This is a genomic window from Microbacterium mangrovi, from assembly GCF_000802305.1.
GTDB classification, from domain to species: Bacteria; Actinomycetota; Actinomycetes; order Actinomycetales; family Microbacteriaceae; genus Microbacterium; species Microbacterium mangrovi.
In genome coordinates this window covers 693,357-710,102 of record NZ_JTDK01000006.1, presented here as the reverse complement: position 1 = coordinate 710,102, position 16,746 = coordinate 693,357, and the positions used below count along the sequence as shown (strand labels likewise).

The following is a 16,746-nucleotide window of genomic DNA, read 5'->3' as shown; positions in this document are numbered from 1 at the left end:
TCACCGCCAGCGGTACTCGGTCTCCGGGCGTCCGGGGGTGCCGTAGCGCGGGGCCCGCACCGCCCGACCGCTCTCGGCGAGGTGCTCCAGGTACCGGCGTGCGGCCACGCGTGACATCCCGAGCGCGGATGCCGCCTCACGCGCAGACAGGGCGCCGGTCGTGCGCAGGACCTCGCTCACGGCATCCAGGGTCGCCGCGGACAGGCCCTTGGGAAGGGGGAGCGGTGCCGCGGACGGATGAAGGGCACCCAGCAGTGCGTCGATCTCCGACTGGGTGACCGCGCCTGCCGACTCGAGCGCGCGCCGGCGGGCATCCCGGTACTGCGTCATCCGCTCCCGGAACAGCGGGAACGCGAAGGGCTTCACGAGGTACTGGCTGACGCCCAGGGCCGCCATGGCCCGCACGACCTCGGCGTCGCGGATGGCGGTGATCGCGATCACGTCCACCGCCGACGCCCGCGCCCGCAGCTGCCGAAGCACATCCAGCCCGCTGCCGCCCGGCATCGTCACGTCCAGCAGGACGAGGTCGATCTGCAGGTCGCGGTCCACGAGCGCCGTCAGCGCGGCACGGGCGCTGGAGCACTCCGCGACCACCTCGAATCCTTCGATCCGCTCGACATACGAGCGGTGCAGCTCGAGGGTGAGCGCCTCGTCGTCGACGAGGAGCACGCGGATCACCTCTTGCTCCCCGGGAGCGTGACGCGGAACGTCGTGGGCGGTCCCGGCTCGAACTCGATGCGCCCGCCGGCACCCGAGACGACGGAGCGGGCCAGCGCGAGGCCGACGCCGCGTCCTTCGGTGCCGGCGGGCTTGGTGGAGAAGCCGTGCTCGAACATGCGCTCGCGCATCTCCGCGGGGACGCCGTCGCCGCTGTCCGACACGAGGAGCACGAGTCCCGCATCGTGGGGTGCCAGTTCGACCCGCACCCACCGGGGAGCACCTCCGGCGGCGGCCGCGTCGAGCGCGTTGTCGATGAGATTGCCGAGCACCGCGACGGCGTCGACCGCCGGCAGGCCCGACGGCGGGGTCTCCGGTGCGATCTGCGCCGTCCACTCGATGCCCTGTTCGCGCGCCTGGGCCGCTTTGCCGAGCAGGAGTGCGCCGATCGCCGGGTCGCCGGTGCCGCGCGCATTGACGAGGTCGACGAGTTCCTGACTCTGCCGTGCCGTCTCGGTGAGGATCTCGACGGCTTCGTCGGCGCGCCCCAGTTCGATGAGCGCGACCGCGGTGTGCATCCTGTTGCCGTGTTCGTGCGTCTGCGCGCGCAGTGCCTCTCCCAGCGTGCGCGTGGACTCGTACGACGCGACGGCGTCGCGGATGCCCCCGGGGGGAAGGTCTCCGGCGAGCCGGCGTGTCGTGCGGCGGGCGACGAACGCGAACACGAGGCCGGCGAGCAGGAGCGCCAGAGCGACGGCGATCGCGAACGGCAGCCGAGGAAGGAGGCTGCTCGTGATGCTGCGCACCGTCACGCCGACCGAGACCCAGCCGACGAGGGCGCCATCGACCCGGATCGGTGCGATCGTGCGGACGGACGGTCCGAGGGTTCCGGTGACCTCCTGCGTGAGGGGGTGCGGGGTGGCCGGGATGGTGCCGATGTAGTGCTTTCCGATCTGCGTCGGGTCGGGGTGGGTGACGCGGATGCCGTCCGGCGTCATGATCGTGATGAAGTCCACCGCCGTGCTCTTGCGCATCGCTTCGGTCATCGGCTCCAGGCGCGCGGTCGCCTGCGCGGGATCGGCCTGCAGTGCCGACGCGACGCCGGGCGCGAGAGCGATCGTCGCCGAGGTGCTGCGGGTGAGGCTCTCCGCGTCCGAGCGCACCGCCTGCCGCGCATCGAGGACGAGGGCCGTGGCGAGCACGGCGACGACGAACACGACGACGATCGCGACGTCCGTGAAGACGGTGGTCGCGGCGCTGCGGGTGCGGACGGTGCGGGTCATGCTGCGTCCAGCGTGCCAGAAACCGCCGGCTCCCGGCCGAGACCAATACGACCGCAACGACGGTCGGCGGCCGGTGCCGGCGCACAGTGGGGGAGCCACCCCGAGGGGCGGCATCCGGCACCGAACACCGACGTTCCCTGGAGGCGACGATGACTCTCTTTCCCCGCACGACGACGACCAGGCTCCCGCAGCCGCGCAGGCGCTGGGACAAGCACACGTGGCTCTACCTCTCCGTGATCCTCGCGGTCGTGCTCGGCTGCGTCGTGGGCCTCGTCTGGCCGGATGCCGGCATCGCACTCAAGCCTCTGGGCGAGATCTTCGTCGCCCTCATCCACCTGATGATCGCCCCGATCATCTTCTGCACGATCGTGCTCGGCGTCGGTTCCATCGCGAAGGCCGCCACGGTCGGCAAGATCGGAGGGCTCGCCCTGGTGTACTTCCTCGTGATGAGCACCGTCGCGCTCGCGATCGGACTCGTCGTCGGAAACATCATCCAGCCCGGCAGCGGGCTCCACATGACCGGCGCGACCTACGAGGCATCCGGGGGCGCGGAGTCCCTCCATGACTTCATCCTGGGCATCATCCCGACCACGTTCTTCTCGGCGTTCACCGAGGGCAACATCCTGCAGGTGCTGTTCCTCGCGCTGCTCGTCGGGTTCGCGCTGCAGAAGATGGGGCCCAAGGGCGTGCCGATCCTGTCGGTGGTGACCCAGCTGCAGAACCTGGTGTTCCGGATCCTCGGGATGATCCTGTGGGTGGCGCCGCTCGGCGCGTTCGGCGCGATCGCGGCGGTCGTCGGCAGCACCGGTGCGGCCGCGATCTGGAACCTCGGCCTCTTGATGGTCGCGTTCTACGTGACGTGCTTCCTGTTCATCGCGGTCGTGCTGGGAGGCGTGCTGTTCGCCGTGGCGCGCATCAACATCTTCGCACTGATCAAGTACCTCGCCCGCGAGTACCTGCTGATCGTCGGCACGTCGTCGTCGGAGGTCGCACTGCCGCGGCTGATGGCGAAGATGGAGCACGTCGGCGTCTCGAAGTCCGTCGTCGGGATCACGGTGCCGACCGGCTACTCGTTCAACCTGGACGGCACGGCCATCTACCTCACGATGGCGTCGCTGTTCATCGCGGCGGGAATGGGCGAGCCGATGGCGATTCCGCAGCAGATCGGTCTGCTGGTGTTCATGATCATCGCGTCCAAGGGCGCCGCCGGGGTGACCGGTGCCGGGCTTGCAACGCTCGCCGGCGGACTCCAGGCCTATCGGCCGGACCTGGTGAACGGTGTGGCGGTCATCGTCGGGGTCGACCGGTTCATGTCCGAGGGGCGCGCGGTCACCAACTTCACCGGCAACGCCGTGGCGACGGTGCTCATCGGCACCTGGACGCGCCAGTTCGATGCGGAGCGCGCCCGCCGCGTCCTGCGCGGCGAGGAGGCCTTCGACGAGCCCACCCTCGTCGACGACGATGCGCACGGCGCCGCACCGGAACGCGACGCCGCGGTGCCGCAGCGCGTCTGACGGCGTCCCGCCACCGGCCCCGCGTGCGTCTCGCATCGGGGCCGGTGGCGTGATCAGCGGGATGCCGGCGACGGGCTCAGCGCGCGGAAGCAGCGCACGGCGAGATCCGCCGGGGGTGCGGGGTCGTCGGACGGCGCCCACAGCTCGAACGCGATCCGGATGGCGGACGTCGCCGCCGCGGCCATGAGGTGCAGGTCGACGGCCGACGTGCGCGGAGACAGCTCGTGGAGGATCGGCAGCAGCCGGGCCTCGGACTCCCCGTTGACCCGGTACCAGACCGCTGCCAGGGCGGCATCCTCGCCGCACGCGAGCAGGAGTCCGCGGGTGAGTGCCAGCCCCTCGTCGCCCGGGGGCGCGGTCAGCGTGCGCCGGATGGCGTCGGCGACGGCGTCTTCGAGCGACATGCCGCGGGGCGTCGCGGCCAGCAGTGCGCGCCACCCCTCGGCGCCCACGGTGAGCAGCGGTGCGACGGCCTCCTCCTTGGTGCGGAAGTAGCGGTAGAACGTGCGCAGGGCGATGCCCGAGGCCGCGGCGATCGCCTCCGCAGTGGTGGCATGCGCCCCGTTCGCCGTGAACAGGCCGGCCGCGGCGCGGGCGATGATCAGTTCGGTCTCCGCCTTGCGTCGCTGCGTCAGTGTCGGCGTCGGCTGCTTCTCCGTCATGTCCCCAGGATACGACCGAGTGCGCAACGTGCACTAGTGGCACGATGTGCCAGACAGGCGTATCGTGTCGGATATCGCGCCGGAAGGCTGATCAGAGAGGATGACGCGAATGAACCGTTACGAAGGACGCCGTGTGCTGGTCACCGGAGGAGGCTCCGGGATCGGGCAGGCGACCGTGCTGCGGATGCTGGCGGAGGGCGGCCGGGTCGTGGCCGCCGATATCAGCGAAGCCGGCCTGGCCGACACCGTCGCGAAGGCCGGGGAGGCGGCATCCCGCCTCACCACCGTCGTCATGAACGTCGGAGACGAGCAGTCCGTGGTCGCGGGCGTCGCGGCGGCCGTCGACGCGCTGGGAGGCCTGGACGCGCTGGTGAACGCCGCCGGCATCCTGCGGTCCTCGCACACGCACGAGACGAGCCTCGAGCAGTTCGAGCAGGTGCTCCGGGTGAACCTCGTCGGCACGTTCCTCGTCATCCGCGAGGCGATTCCGGCCCTTCGGTCGGGCGACGGCGCGGCCGTCGTGAACTTCAGCTCGACCTCGGCGATGTTCGCGCACCCCTACATGGCGGCGTACGCGGCCAGCAAGGGCGGCATCCAGTCCATGACCCACGCGCTCGCGGTCGAGTACGCCAAGGACGGCATCCGCTTCACCGCGGTGCAGCCGGGCTCCATCTCGTCGGGCATGACCGACGGCAGCGGTCAGAGTCGCCAGTCGGCCGGCCCCGGTCTTCCCGAGGACGCCGACATGATGCTGTTCATGAAGCTGCAGCCCGCCCTCGGCCAGGGCTTCGCCGGGCCCGAGACGGTCGCGTCGGTCGTGGCGATGCTCGCCAGCGACGACGGTCGGTTCATCACCGGTACCGAGGTGCGCATCGACGGCGGCACCCACATGTGACCTGCCGCGCCGAGGCACCTCGTTCCACCGACAAGATCTGCGCCGCCAGCGTGCCGTTCTTGTCGGTTGAGCGCGGAGGCGGCTCGTTCAACCGACAAGATGTGCGCCGCGAGCGTGCCATTGTCGTCGGTTGAACGGGGGCCGTCCGCCGGATGACCTGCTCAGATGAAGTACTCGGGGGCGGCCAGCTCGGCGCGGGTCTCCACGCCGACATGACGCGGGCGTGCCTTGGCGGGGATGCCGACCACGACCGAGTCGGGCGGTGCGTCCCGCGTGACGACCGCGTTCGAGCCGACGGCGCTGTGCGCTCCGATGGTGATCGGCCCCAGCACCTTCGCGCCCGAGCCGACGACGACGCCGTCTTCGAGCGTGGGATGCCTCTTGCCCTTGTTCCACGTGCGCCCGCCGAGCGTGACGCCGTGGTAGAGCATCACGTCGTCACCGATCTCCGCCGTCTCGCCGATCACGACGCCCATGCCGTGGTCGATGAAGAAGCGGCGGCCGATCGTCGCCCCCGGGTGGATCTCGATGCCGGTGAGCCAGCGCGTGAGCTGCGACCCGGTGCGGGCGACGAAGCGCCAGCGGCGCAGCCACAGGGCATGCCAGACGCGGTGCGCCCAGATGGCGTGCAGCCCGGGGTACAGGAGGGCGAGCTCGAGGGAGCCGCGCGCGGCAGGATCCCGCAGCTTCGCCGCTGCGAGATCCTCCCGCATTCGTCCTGCGACAGTCAATCTCAGTCCTGTTCGCGCAGGTCCTCGAACAGAGCCGTGGACAGGTAGCGCTCGCCCGTGTCGGGCAGCACGACGACGATCTTCTTGCCTGCGTTCTCCGGGCGCTTGGCGACCTGGATCGCCGCCCACGCGGCGGCGCCCGACGAGATGCCGGCCAGGACGCCCTCCTGGGCGGCGAGGGCGCGCGACGTGCTGATGGCGTCGTCGAACTCGACCGTGACGACCTCGTCGTAGATGTCGGTGTCGAGGATGGGCGGCACGAAGTTCGGGCCGATGCCCTGGATCTTCGCCGGCCCCGGGGTGCCGGTGGACAGCAGCGGCGACGCCGTGGGCTCGACCGCGACCACCCGCACGCCGGGCTTGCGCTCCTTGAGCACCTGGCCGACGCCGGTGATGGTGCCGCCGGTGCCGATGCCGGCGACGAAGATGTCGACCTGGCCGTCGGTGTCGCGCCAGATCTCCTCGGCGGTGGTCTTGCGGTGGATGGCCGGGTTGGCCGCGTTCTCGAACTGGTGGGCGAGCACGGCGCCGGGCGTCTCGGCGGCGATGCGCTCGGCCTCGGCGACGGCGAGCTTCATGCCGCCGGCCGGGTCGGTGAGCACGAGCTCGGCACCGAAACGGGCCAGCAGCTGCCGGCGCTCGACCGACATGGAGGACGGCATCGTGAGGATGACGCGGTAGCCGCGGGCGGCGCCCGCCAGCGCCAGGGCGATGCCGGTGTTGCCGGACGTCGCCTCCACGACGGTGCCGCCGGGCTTCAGCTCTCCGGCCTCCTCTGCCGCATTCAGGATGGCGATGCCGAGGCGGTCCTTGACCGACGAGCCGGGGTTGAAGTACTCCAGCTTCGCGTAGACCTCGCCTTCCGCGCCGTCTGTCGCGCGGTTGAGGCGGACGAGCGGCGTGTTGCCGAATGCGGTGGTGATGTCGGAGTGGATGCCGGGCATGGCGGGCCTTTCCTGAAGCACAAGTCGGGTGGACAGCGCCAGCCTAGGCCGCGGCTCGCGGGCGCGGGGCATTGTGACGTCGTGCGACGCCTGCGCCCGCGAGAATGGAGGGATGCCGCATCCCTCCGACGCCCCGTCCCGCGTTCGCCTGTCCGACCTCCTCCGCGAGGCCGCGCAGGCCCTCGCCGCCGCCGGGGTCGCCGATCCCCAGGTGGATGCCGAGCTCCTCGCCGCCCACGTTCTGGGCATCGGCCGCGGCGAGGTGCAGGCGGCATCCATCCGCGGAGACGGAGTGGGGGAGCCCGACCGCACCGCGTTCGACGGCCTTCTCGCGCGGCGCGTGGCGCGCGAGCCGCTGCAGCATCTCACCGGCACGGCGCCGTTCCGGCATCTCGAGCTGCGGGTCGGGCCCGGGGTCTTCGTTCCCCGGCCCGAGACTGAGGTGCTCGCGCAACTCGCGATCGACGCGCTGCGGCAGGTCCCGTCCGACCGTCCCGTGGCGGTCGACCTGGGCTCGGGCAGCGGCGCGATCGCGCTGGCGATGGCGACCGAGGTCCCCTACGCCCGGGTGCACGCCGCCGAGCTCTCCGCCGAGGCGATCGCCTGGACGCGCCGCAACGTCGACGCGATCGCGCCCGACGTCGTGCTCGTGCAGGCGGACCTCGCCGATGCGTTCCCGGAGCTCGACGGAACGGTGGACGTCGTCGCCTCGAACCCGCCCTACGTGCCCGACGACGCGATCCCGCGCGATCCGGAGGTGCGCCTGTTCGATCCGCCGCAGGCTCTCTACGGGGGCGCGGACGGCCTCGACGCCGTCCGAGTCCTCAGCCGCACCGGCCTGCGTCTCGCGCGATCGGGTGGGCTCATCGCGATCGAACACGGAGAGTGGCAGGGGGAGGGGGTCCGTGGCATCCTGACCGCGGACGGCTGGCGTGCCGCCGCCACCCACCCCGACCTGACTCTGCGCGACCGCGTCACCACCGCGATCCGGCCATGACCGCGGCGGCGCCTTCGCAGGGCGCTCCGAAGCACTCTCGATAGAATGTGACCGAAATGTCCTCACTCTTTGACTGCGCCGACCAGACGCAGCTGCTCACCGGCATGCGCCAGGCGCGGCAGGCCGTCGGTCGCGGCGACCTCATCGTGCTTCCCACCGACACCGTCTACGGCATCGGAGCCGACGCCTTCAACGCCGTCGCCGTCGGCCGCCTCCTGGCAGCGAAGGGCCGCGGCAGGCAGCAGCCGCCGCCGGTGCTGGTGGCCGGTCGCACCACGATGCAGGCGCTCGTCGCCGAGGTGCCCCTCGCCGTCGAGGACCTCGTCGACGCGTTCTGGCCGGGCGGCCTGACCATCGTCCTGCCGTCCCAGCCGTCCCTGACGTGGGACCTCGGCGACACGCACGGAACCGTGGCGGTGCGGATGCCGGCGCATCCGCTCGCCCTCGAGCTGCTCGAGGAGACCGGCCCTCTCGCCGTGTCCAGCGCCAACCTCACGGGGCAGGCGGCGGCGATCACCGCGTTCGACGCCGAGGCGATGCTCGGCGACAGCGTGTCGGTCTACCTCGACGCGGGGCCGAGCCTCACCGGCATCGCCTCGACGATCGTCGATGCGACAAGCCTCGTCGGGGGCGAGGAGCAGGTCGTCCGGGTGCTCCGCGAGGGTGCGATCAGCCGGAAGCAGCTGCGCGAGGTCGTCGGCGATCTGCTCGAGCCGGACCCCGACCCCGCAGACGATGCCGCGTGAAGCAGTACCTGTTCACGGTCCTGCTGACGGCCACCGTCACACTGGTCCTCTCCTGGTCGGTCTGGCAGATCGCCCTCAAATTCAAGCTGTACCCGGGCATCCGCGCCCGTGACGTGCACACCACGCCGACCCCGCGCCTGGGCGGCATCGCGGTGTTCCTCGGCATCGCGGCCTCGATGGCGGTCTCGGCGGGCAATCCGTACTTCTCGATCATCTGGTCCGATCCGCAGCAGATGATCGCCATCCTCGCCGCGATGACCCTGACGGTGCTCGTCGGCGTCGCCGACGACATCTGGGACCTCGACTGGTTCATCAAGCTGGGCGCTCAGTTCCTCGCCGCCGGCATCGTCGTCGGCTGGGGCCAGCTCCAGCTGTACGCGCTCCCGATCGGCGGGATGACGGTCATCTCGGGTCCCGTCGGATTCGCCATCAGCGTGCTCGCGATCGTCGTCGTCATGAACGCGGTCAACTTCATCGACGGCCTCGACGGACTCCTCACCGGCGTCTGCCTCATCGCCAACGCGATCTTCTTCGTGTACTCCTATCTGCTGGTGCGCGACATCGGAGCCAGCACCTACTTCAACCTCGCCTCCTTCCTCGCGGCCACCCTCGTCGGCGCGTGCGCCGGGTTCCTGCCCTTGAACTGGAGCAAGGCGAAGATGTTCATGGGGGATGCCGGCGCACTGCTGATCGGCCTGCTGATGGCGACCTCCGCCCTGGCCATCACCGCGCAGTGGCCGACGGTCACCAGCGAAGACCTCGGCCGCTCGCAGCTGCTCGGTGCCTTCATCCCGATCCTGCTGCCGATCGCGGTGGTCATCCTCCCGCTCATCGACTTCGGCTCCGCGGTCGTCCGGCGCCTCTGGGCGGGCAAGTCCCCGTTCTCGCCCGACCGCAAGCACCTGCACCACCGGATGCTCGACATGGGCCACAGCGATCGTGCCGCGGTCCTCATCTTCTACGCATGGACGGCCATCATCGGCCTCGCCGTGCTGCTCATGTACCTCGCGTCCCGTCAGGGCTGGCCCGGAGCGTATTGGATCGGCGTCGCGTACGGCGTCGTCGGCGCCGCGGCCTGCCTGGTGGTGACGATCTCTCCGCGCAAGCGTCGCAGCCGCAAGCGCGTTCCCCGACCGGAGGCCGCGCTATGACCGCTGACCCGAACGCCCACCCGAACGTCAATGCGATCCTGCGCTCGACACTGCGCTGGAGCCTTCTCATCGAGGGCGCGCTGGCCGTGGTCGCCGCGCTCATCGGCTGGGCCGTGGCCGGCGCCGACGGCGTATGGAGCGCCCTGGTCGGCGTGCTCATGGCCGCGGTCTTCCTCGGCCTCACGGCGGTGACCATGCTGATCGGACAGCGCGTGGGCGGCGGTGAACTGCTCTCGACCGCGTACTTCGCGATCGTCCTGGGCGGCTGGTTCGTCAAGGTCGTGATCTTCTTCGTCGTGCTGCTGACCCTGCGCGGGCAGCCGTGGATCGCCCCGTACGTGTTCTTCTTCTGCGCCGTGGCGGGCGTCCTGGTGTCGCTCGTGGTGGACATCGTCGTCTTCGCGCGAGCCCGCGTGCCGTACGTCGGCGAGGTCGCGCTGCCCACGTCGAACCCCGAGGAGAATTCCTCGGACGACCGCCCAGGTTCGTGAACCTGAAGATTTCTTGATAGGCTTGCCTTGGCCGTTGAGACTGGGTGCACCACGGGTGCGCGCAGGGTACCGGCTGAAAACCTACTCGCTGTCGCACCGGCTTTCCGGTGCCCCGAAGCCGGAGCCTCACGCTGTTTACTCACGTCGCTTCACTGATCGCCAACGCCGCGACCGATGACTCCGGGTTTCACGGCCCGTCCATCGACGACTTCTTCCCGCCGGCTCTGCTCTTCGAAGGCACTCCCTTCGAGCTGAACCGCATCATGGTGATCCGCCTGCTGGTGGTCGTCGTGCTGATTCTCCTCATGTGGCTCGCCACGCGCAACATGAAGATCGTCCCGGGCCGCGGCCAGGCTGCGTTCGAGTTCCTCTTCATGTTCGTCCGCAAGGGCGTCATCTTCGACAACCTCGGCGAGGAGCGCGGTCGTCGCTACGAGCCGATCATCATGACGTTCTTCTTCACGATCCTCGGCATGAACCTGGTCGGTTCGATCCCGGGTCTGCAGATCGCGGGAACAGCGGCCATCGGTCTGCCGGTCGTCATGGCGATCATCGCGTGGGTCATGTTCATCTACGCGGGCTTCAAAGAGAAGGGCTTCCGGTTCCTCAAGGACTCGCTCTTCCTTCCGGGTGTGCCGTGGCCGCTCTACTTCCTGCTGACGCCGCTCGAGTTCCTGTCGACCTTCATCGTCCGCCCGGTCACGCTGGCACTGCGACTCACGATGAACATGGTCTCCGGCCACATGCTGGTCGTCCTCTGCTTCAGCGCGACCCAGTTCTTCTTCTTCACGGTGCTCGCGAACGGCAACCTGCTGGGCCTGCTCGGATTCGGCTCGTTCGCATTCGGCGTCGCCTTCACGGTTCTCGACCTGTTCGTCGCCGCGCTGCAGGCATACGTCTTCGCCATCCTCTCCGCCATTTACATTCAGCTGTCGGTCGCTGAAGAGCACTGATCACCAGATCCGAACTCTGAAGACCCCCTTCGAAAGGAAACCCGTTCCGTGAACATCGTCGGACAACTCGCCCCGCTCGCCTTCGGTCTCGCCGTCATCGGCTCCGGTATCGGCGTGGGCATCATCGTCGGTAAGACCATCGAGTCGGTCGCCCGTCAGCCCGAGCTCCAGGGCCGCCTGTCGAGCCTCATGTTCCTCGGTATCGCACTGACCGAGGCGCTCTGCTTCATCGCCATCGCGGTCGCCTTCATCCCGTTCCCCAAGCCGTAATTTCGGCCCGCTAAGCACAAGGGAGTCTGAATGCACAGCGCATTCGTCCTCATGGCCGCGGAGAGCCAGAACCCGATCATCCCCACGCTGCCGGACCTGATCTGGGGCACGATCGCGTTCTTGATCGTTCTGGTCTTCGTCATCTGGAAGATCCTGCCGAGCATGAACAAGGCGCTCGACGCCCGTGCCGACGCGATCGAAGGCGGCATCAAGCGCGCCGATGAGGCGCAGGCCAAGGCCACCGCAGCCCTCGAGGAGTACACGGCCAAGCTCGCCGACGCGCGCGGCGAGGCCGCTGCGATCCGCGAGCAGGCTCGTGCCGACGGCGCGAAGATCCTCGCCGAGCTGCGTGAGAACGCTCAGGCCGAGGCCGCTCGCGTCACCGCCGCCGCCCACGCTCAGATCGAGGCCGAGCGCCAGACCGCGTTCGTCTCGCTGCGCAGCGAGGTCGGCACCATGGCGATCGATCTCGCTGGCGGCGTGATCGGCGAGTCGCTCTCCGACGACGCGAAGGCACAGGCGGTCGTGGACCGCTTCCTCGCCGAACTCGAGGTCCCCGAGACGGCAGGGAAGGCGTAATGGGCAGCGCGACCACTCAGGCCGTCGCCGCGTCCACCGCGGCGCTGGATGCCGCGCGGGGCGTCGACCTCGGGGTCGCGCGTGAGCTGTTCGCAGCCGCGCGTGCCCTCGGCGACTCGTCGCAGCTGGCCGGCGCCCTCGCCGACTCGGCCGCGTCCGTCGAGGCACGCTCGAAGGTCGTCGCCGACGTCTTCGGCCCCGCGCTCTCGTCGACCGCCACGCAGCTGATCTCCGTCGCCGCCACCCAGTCCTGGTCCGCTCCGGCCGACCTGGTCGACGGCGTCGAGGAGCTCGCTGTCCGGGCGGCGGCGAAGGCCGCCCCGGAGGCCGACGTGGAGGGCGAGCTGTTCGCCTTCTCGCGCGTCGTCGCCGCGAACCCGGAGCTCGAGCTCGCGCTCGGCAGCCGCCTCGGCGACTCCGACGCGAAAGGCGACCTCGTCCGCTCGCTGCTCACGGGGCGCGCGAGCGACGCGAGCATCCTGGTGGCCTCGTCCCTCGTGCGTCAGCCGCGCGAGCGCCGGGTGCGCGACCTGCTCTCGCGGGGGATGCGGCTCGCCGCAGCCCAGCGCGGTCGCACGGTCGCGACGGTCTACACCGCGGTGGCACTGGGAGCAGACCAGCAGCAGCGGCTCACCGCCGCGCTGGCATCCCGCTACGACACGCAGGTGTCGCTGAACACCGTGGTCGACCCCACGATCGTCGGAGGCCTGCGCGTGCAGATCGCCGACGACGTCATCGACGGCAGTGTCTCGACCCGGCTCTCCGAGCTGCGCCAGAGACTGGCCGGCTGACAGACTTTCCCGCCGCGACGGCGGAGATTTCGGGGCCGCGGCCCCACGAACGAAGGAAGACAATGGCAGAACTCTCCATCAGCCCCGACGTCATCCGTGACGCGCTGAAGGACTTCGTCGCGGCCTACGAGCCCACGGGCGCTGCGGCGACCGAGGTCGGCACCGTCGTGGACGCCGCCGACGGCATCGCCCACGTCGAGGGCCTGCCGGGCGTCATGGCCAACGAGCTCGTGACGTTCGCGGACGGCACCAAGGGCCTGGCCCTGAACCTCGACGAGCACGAGATCGGTGTCGTCGTCCTCGGCGACTTCGCCGGCATCGAGGCCGGTCAGCAGGTCACCCGCACCGGTGAGGTGCTCTCGGTCCCGGTGGGCGACGCCTACCTCGGCCGTGTGGTCGACCCGCTCGGCCAGCCGATCGACGGCCTCGGCTCCATCGCCAGCGAGGGCGTCCGCGCGCTCGAGCTGCAGGCGCCCGGCGTCATGCAGCGCAAGAGCGTGCACGAGCCGCTGCAGACCGGTGTCAAGGCGATCGACGCGATGATCCCGGTCGGCCGCGGTCAGCGTCAGCTCATCATCGGCGACCGCCAGACCGGCAAGACGGCCCTGGCGATCGACACGATCATCAACCAGAAGGCCAACTGGGAGTCCGGCGACGAGAACAAGCAGGTCCGCTGCATCTACGTCGCGATCGGTCAGAAGGGCTCCACGATCGCGTCCGTCAAGGGTGCGCTCGAGGACGCCGGCGCGATGGAGTACACCACCATCGTCGCCGCTCCGGCCTCCGACCCGGCCGGCTTCAAGTACCTCGCTCCCTACACCGGTTCGGCCATCGGCCAGCACTGGATGTACGGCGGCAAGCACGTCCTCATCATCTTCGACGACCTGTCGAAGCAGGCCGAGGCGTACCGCGCCGTGTCGCTCCTCCTGCGCCGCCCGCCGGGCCGCGAGGCGTACCCGGGTGACGTCTTCTACCTGCACTCGCGTCTGCTCGAGCGCTGCGCGAAGCTGTCCGACGAGCTCGGCGCCGGTTCGATGACGGGCCTGCCGATCATCGAGACCAAGGCGAACGACGTCTCGGCGTACATCCCGACCAACGTGATCTCGATCACCGACGGCCAGATCTTCCTTCAGTCCGACCTCTTCAACGCCAACCAGCGTCCCGCGGTCGACGTGGGCATCTCGGTCTCGCGCGTCGGCGGTGACGCTCAGGTCAAGTCGATCAAGAAGGTCTCCGGCACGCTCAAGCTCGAGCTGGCCCAGTACCGCTCGCTCGAGGCGTTCGCGATGTTCGCGTCCGACCTGGATGCCGCCTCGCGGCGCCAGCTCGCCCGCGGCGCGCGTCTGACCGAGCTGCTCAAGCAGCCGCAGTACTCGCCGTACCCGGTGGAGGAGCAGGTCGTCTCGATCTGGGCCGGCACCAACGGCAAGCTCGACACCATCGAGGTCGAGGACGTGCTGCGCTTCGAGAAGGAGCTGCTGGATCACCTGCGCATGAACACGACGGTGCTCGACACCCTGCGTGACACCAACGTCCTGGACGACGCCACCGTCGCCGAGCTCGAGAAGGCGACCGACGCGTTCCTGCTCGAGTTCCAGGGCAGCACGTCCGAGGGCGTGGGCGCCGAGAAGGTCGGCGCCGCGGATGCCGGTGACGTCTCGCAGGAGAAGATCGTCAAGGGCCGTCGCGCCGGCGCGAGCGAGTAAGGATCATGGGAGCGCAACTCCGGGTCTACAAGCAGAAGATCGCCTCTGCCCAGACGACCAAGAAGATCACGAAGGCGATGGAGCTCATCGCGGCTTCGCGCATTCAGAAGGCCCTGGGGCGGGTCAACGCCTCGGGTCCGTATGAGCGCGCGGTGACCCGTGCGGTCTCGGCGGTGTCCACGTACTCCAACGTGGACCACCCGCTGACCCGCGAGCCCGAGCAGGTGCGTCGCTCCGCGATCGTCATCTTCTCGTCGGATCGTGGTCTCGCCGGTGCGTTCAACTCGCAGATCATCCGCGAGGGGCTGGAACTGGCCGAGCTGGTGCGCTCGCGCGGCAGCGAGCCGGTGTTCTACCTGATCGGCCGCAAGGCCGTCGGGTACTTCCAGTTCCGTCGCGTCGCGCACGTGCAGGACTGGGTGGGCGACACCGACAGCCCGCACTTCCACACCGCGGAAGAGATCGGGCGCGTCCTCGTCGAGGCCTTCGACAAGGGCGGCGCGGACGGCGGGGTCGACGAGATCCACCTCGTCTTCAACAAGTTCGTCAGCATGATGACGCAGGCTCCCGAGTCTGTGCGTCTGCTGCCTCTCGAGGTCGTCGAGCCCGACGACCACGAGAGCGCGACGGCGTTCCCGATCTTCGAGTTCGAGCCGGACGGCGTCGAGGTGCTGGACGCGCTTCTGCCGATCTACATCCAGAGCCGCATCTTCAACGCCCTCCTGCAGTCCGCCGCGTCCAAGCACGCGGCGACGCAGAAGGCGATGAAGTCGGCCAGCGACAACGCCGACAAGCTCATCACCGACTACACCCGCCTGCGCAACAACGCGCGTCAGGCGGAGATCACGCAGCAGATCGCCGAGATCGTCGGCGGGGCCGACGCTCTGGCGTCGGGCAAGTAAGACCATACGAAAGAGAAGACAATGACTCTCACCGCACCGGACGAGCAGGCGACCGCGGTCGTCGGCCGCGTCGCGCGGGTCACCGGGCCCGTCGTCGACATCGAGTTCCCGCACGATGCCATCCCCGACATCTACAACGCGCTGAAGACCACGATCACGATCGGCGACGAGTCGACCGAGATCACCCTCGAGGTCTCGCAGCACCTGGGCGACGACCTGGTTCGCGCCATCTCCCTGAAGCCGACCGACGGCATCGTCCGCGGCCAGGAGGTGCGCGACACCCACGGCCCGATCACGGTTCCCGTGGGCGACGTCACCAAGGGCAAGGTGTTCAACGTCACCGGCGAGATCCTCAACCTCGAGCCCGGCGAGACCGTCGAGATCACCGAGCGCTGGGGCATCCACCGCCAGGCGCCGTCGTTCGACCAGCTCGAGTCCAAGACCGAGATGTTCGAGACCGGCATCAAGTCGATCGACCTCCTGACCCCGTACGTGCAGGGTGGAAAGATCGGCCTCTTCGGTGGTGCGGGCGTCGGCAAGACCGTCCTCATCCAGGAGATGATCCAGCGCGTGGCGCAGGACCACGGTGGTGTGTCGGTGTTCGCCGGTGTCGGTGAGCGCACCCGTGAGGGCAACGACCTCATCGGCGAGATGGAAGAGGCGGGCGTCTTCGACAAGACCGCGCTCGTGTTCGGCCAGATGGACGAGCCGCCGGGGACGCGTCTGCGCGTCGCGCTGTCGGCCCTGACGATGGCGGAGTACTTCCGCGACGTGCAGAAGCAGGACGTGCTGCTGTTCATCGACAACATCTTCCGCTTCACGCAGGCCGGTTCCGAGGTGTCGACGCTCCTCGGCCGTATGCCGTCCGCGGTGGGTTACCAGCCGAACCTCGCCGACGAGATGGGTGTGCTCCAGGAGCGCATCACCTCGACGCGCGGTCACTCGATCACCTCGCTGCAGGCGATCTACGTGCCCGCCGACGACTACACCGACCCGGCGCCGGCGACCACGTTCGCCCACCTCGACGCCACCACCGAGCTCTCGCGTGAGATCGCGTCGAAGGGTCTGTACCCGGCGATCGACCCGCTCACCTCGACGAGCCGCATCCTCGACCCGCGCTACATCGGCGCCGACCACTACCGCGTGGCCACGGCCGTGAAGCAGATCCTGCAGAAGAACAAGGAGCTGCAGGAGATCATCGCGATCCTCGGTGTCGACGAGCTCTCCGAAGAGGACAAGATCACGGTGTCGCGTGCGCGCCGCATCCAGCAGTTCCTCTCGCAGAACACCTACATGGCGAAGAAGTTCACCGGTGTCGAGGGGTCCACGGTCCCGATCAAGGAGACCATCGAGTCGTTCGACGCCATCGTCAAGGGTGACTTCGACCACGTCGCCGAGCAGGCGTTCTTCAACGTCGGCGGCATCTCCGACGTCGAAGAGAAGTGGGCGCAGATCCAGAAGGAGAACGCCTGAC

18 protein-coding genes are annotated in these 16,746 nt (G+C 69.3%); 13 read left to right on the top strand and 5 right to left on the bottom strand.

The features are described 5' to 3' along the window. Together LK09_RS07170 and LK09_RS07165 are read right to left on the bottom strand one after the other, a co-directional pair. On the bottom strand, window positions 1-678 hold the full coding sequence (locus LK09_RS07170; protein ID WP_039397476.1) for a response regulator: 678 nt from the start codon (window positions 676-678) through the stop codon (window positions 1-3). Next, window positions 675-1,940 carry a sensor histidine kinase gene (locus tag LK09_RS07165; RefSeq protein ID WP_039397473.1) on the bottom strand — a complete coding sequence of 422 codons (1,266 nt, stop codon included), beginning with the start codon at window positions 1,938-1,940 and terminating at the stop codon, window positions 675-677. The genes LK09_RS07170 and LK09_RS07165 overlap by 4 nt, the downstream gene beginning before the upstream one ends. A gap of 149 nt (window positions 1,941-2,089) precedes the next feature. Here LK09_RS07165 and LK09_RS07160 point away from each other — a divergent pair, with 149 nt between their 5' ends. Continuing rightward, the gene (locus tag LK09_RS07160; protein WP_052226482.1) at window positions 2,090-3,454 is read left to right on the top strand and encodes a cation:dicarboxylate symporter family transporter; all 1,365 of its coding nucleotides are present in this window, start codon (window positions 2,090-2,092) and stop codon (window positions 3,452-3,454) included. Between the two features lie 53 nt (window positions 3,455-3,507). Here LK09_RS07160 and LK09_RS07155 read toward each other — a convergent pair whose 3' ends face one another. Then, window positions 3,508-4,116 carry a TetR family transcriptional regulator gene (locus LK09_RS07155; protein WP_039397471.1) on the bottom strand — a complete coding sequence of 203 codons (609 nt, stop codon included), beginning with the start codon at window positions 4,114-4,116 and terminating at the stop codon, window positions 3,508-3,510. A 109-nt stretch (window positions 4,117-4,225) separates the two neighbouring features. Between LK09_RS07155 and LK09_RS07150 the strand changes: the two genes are divergently transcribed. Next, window positions 4,226-5,011 carry an SDR family NAD(P)-dependent oxidoreductase gene (locus LK09_RS07150; RefSeq protein WP_039397469.1) on the top strand — a complete coding sequence of 262 codons (786 nt, stop codon included), beginning with the start codon at window positions 4,226-4,228 and terminating at the stop codon, window positions 5,009-5,011. A 161-nt stretch (window positions 5,012-5,172) separates the two neighbouring features. Here the strand turns inward: LK09_RS07150 and epsC are convergent, their stop codons facing one another. After that, a complete protein-coding gene (gene epsC, locus LK09_RS07145) occupies window positions 5,173-5,724 on the bottom strand; it encodes a serine O-acetyltransferase EpsC (RefSeq protein WP_039397467.1) in 552 nt (183 codons plus the stop codon). Window positions 5,725-5,744: 20 nt separating this feature from the next. Further along, window positions 5,745-6,686 (bottom strand): cysteine synthase A, encoded by a 942-nt coding sequence (cysK, locus tag LK09_RS07140; protein WP_039397465.1) that lies wholly within the window; start codon window positions 6,684-6,686, stop codon window positions 5,745-5,747. A 112-nt stretch (window positions 6,687-6,798) separates the two neighbouring features. Between cysK and prmC the strand changes: the two genes are divergently transcribed. The 11 genes from prmC to atpD all read left to right on the top strand — a co-directional run bounded on the left by prmC (window position 6,799) and on the right by atpD (window position 16,745). Further along, entirely contained in the window at window positions 6,799-7,683 is an 885-nt protein-coding gene (gene prmC / locus LK09_RS07135; protein WP_039397463.1) for a peptide chain release factor N(5)-glutamine methyltransferase, read from the top strand. Window positions 7,684-7,739: 56 nt separating this feature from the next. Then, window positions 7,740-8,429 (top strand): L-threonylcarbamoyladenylate synthase, encoded by a 690-nt coding sequence (locus LK09_RS07130; RefSeq protein ID WP_039397461.1) that lies wholly within the window; start codon window positions 7,740-7,742, stop codon window positions 8,427-8,429. Continuing rightward, the gene (locus tag LK09_RS07125; RefSeq protein WP_039397459.1) at window positions 8,426-9,580 is read left to right on the top strand and encodes an MraY family glycosyltransferase; all 1,155 of its coding nucleotides are present in this window, start codon (window positions 8,426-8,428) and stop codon (window positions 9,578-9,580) included. The genes LK09_RS07130 and LK09_RS07125 overlap by 4 nt, the downstream gene beginning before the upstream one ends. After that, the gene (locus LK09_RS07120; protein ID WP_052226481.1) at window positions 9,577-10,071 is read left to right on the top strand and encodes a hypothetical protein; all 495 of its coding nucleotides are present in this window, start codon (window positions 9,577-9,579) and stop codon (window positions 10,069-10,071) included. The genes LK09_RS07125 and LK09_RS07120 overlap by 4 nt, the downstream gene beginning before the upstream one ends. Window positions 10,072-10,178: 107 nt before the next feature. After that, window positions 10,179-11,024 (top strand): F0F1 ATP synthase subunit A, encoded by an 846-nt coding sequence (gene atpB / locus LK09_RS07115; protein ID WP_231562974.1) that lies wholly within the window; start codon window positions 10,179-10,181, stop codon window positions 11,022-11,024. A 48-nt stretch (window positions 11,025-11,072) separates the two neighbouring features. Beyond that, window positions 11,073-11,294: a F0F1 ATP synthase subunit C gene (atpE, locus tag LK09_RS07110; protein ID WP_039397457.1), complete on the top strand. Its 222-nt coding sequence runs from the start codon at window positions 11,073-11,075 to the stop codon at window positions 11,292-11,294. Window positions 11,295-11,324: 30 nt separating this feature from the next. Next, complete coding sequence (locus tag LK09_RS07105) at window positions 11,325-11,873, top strand: F0F1 ATP synthase subunit B (protein WP_039397455.1); 549 nt, start codon at window positions 11,325-11,327, stop codon at window positions 11,871-11,873. Beyond that, window positions 11,873-12,664 carry a F0F1 ATP synthase subunit delta gene (locus LK09_RS07100; protein ID WP_039397453.1) on the top strand — a complete coding sequence of 264 codons (792 nt, stop codon included), beginning with the start codon at window positions 11,873-11,875 and terminating at the stop codon, window positions 12,662-12,664. The genes LK09_RS07105 and LK09_RS07100 overlap by 1 nt, the downstream gene beginning before the upstream one ends. A gap of 62 nt (window positions 12,665-12,726) precedes the next feature. Further along, on the top strand, window positions 12,727-14,370 hold the full coding sequence (gene atpA / locus LK09_RS07095) for a F0F1 ATP synthase subunit alpha (RefSeq protein WP_039397451.1): 1,644 nt from the start codon (window positions 12,727-12,729) through the stop codon (window positions 14,368-14,370). A 5-nt stretch (window positions 14,371-14,375) separates the two neighbouring features. Continuing rightward, a complete protein-coding gene (locus tag LK09_RS07090) occupies window positions 14,376-15,272 on the top strand; it encodes a F0F1 ATP synthase subunit gamma (protein WP_039397449.1) in 897 nt (298 codons plus the stop codon). Window positions 15,273-15,293: 21 nt separating this feature from the next. Next, window positions 15,294-16,745, top strand: a complete 1,452-nt coding sequence (gene atpD / locus LK09_RS07085; RefSeq protein WP_039397448.1) for a F0F1 ATP synthase subunit beta — start codon at window positions 15,294-15,296, stop codon at window positions 16,743-16,745. Window position 16,746: the final 1 nt, after the last annotated feature.

Bases quoted from the DNA above. Each gene is read 5' to 3' on its own strand.
- LK09_RS07165 (WP_039397473.1), bottom strand. From the start codon at position 1,940: ATGACCCGCACCGTCCGCACCCGCAGCGCCGCGACCACCGTCTTCACG.
- atpA (WP_039397451.1), top strand. From the start codon at position 12,727: ATGGCAGAACTCTCCATCAGCCCCGACGTCATCCGTGACGCGCTGAAG.
- prmC (WP_039397463.1), top strand. From the start codon at position 6,799: ATGCCGCATCCCTCCGACGCCCCGTCCCGCGTTCGCCTGTCCGACCTC.
- epsC (WP_039397467.1), bottom strand. From the start codon at position 5,724: ATGCGGGAGGATCTCGCAGCGGCGAAGCTGCGGGATCCTGCCGCGCGC.
- LK09_RS07155 (WP_039397471.1), bottom strand. From the start codon at position 4,116: ATGACGGAGAAGCAGCCGACGCCGACACTGACGCAGCGACGCAAGGCG.
- LK09_RS07090 (WP_039397449.1), top strand. From the start codon at position 14,376: ATGGGAGCGCAACTCCGGGTCTACAAGCAGAAGATCGCCTCTGCCCAG.
- LK09_RS07130 (WP_039397461.1), top strand. From the start codon at position 7,740: ATGTCCTCACTCTTTGACTGCGCCGACCAGACGCAGCTGCTCACCGGC.
- LK09_RS07150 (WP_039397469.1), top strand. From the start codon at position 4,226: ATGAACCGTTACGAAGGACGCCGTGTGCTGGTCACCGGAGGAGGCTCC.
- LK09_RS07120 (WP_052226481.1), top strand. From the start codon at position 9,577: ATGACCGCTGACCCGAACGCCCACCCGAACGTCAATGCGATCCTGCGC.
- atpD (WP_039397448.1), top strand. From the start codon at position 15,294: ATGACTCTCACCGCACCGGACGAGCAGGCGACCGCGGTCGTCGGCCGC.
- LK09_RS07105 (WP_039397455.1), top strand. From the start codon at position 11,325: ATGCACAGCGCATTCGTCCTCATGGCCGCGGAGAGCCAGAACCCGATC.
- cysK (WP_039397465.1), bottom strand. From the start codon at position 6,686: ATGCCCGGCATCCACTCCGACATCACCACCGCATTCGGCAACACGCCG.
- LK09_RS07160 (WP_052226482.1), top strand. From the start codon at position 2,090: ATGACTCTCTTTCCCCGCACGACGACGACCAGGCTCCCGCAGCCGCGC.
- LK09_RS07100 (WP_039397453.1), top strand. From the start codon at position 11,873: ATGGGCAGCGCGACCACTCAGGCCGTCGCCGCGTCCACCGCGGCGCTG.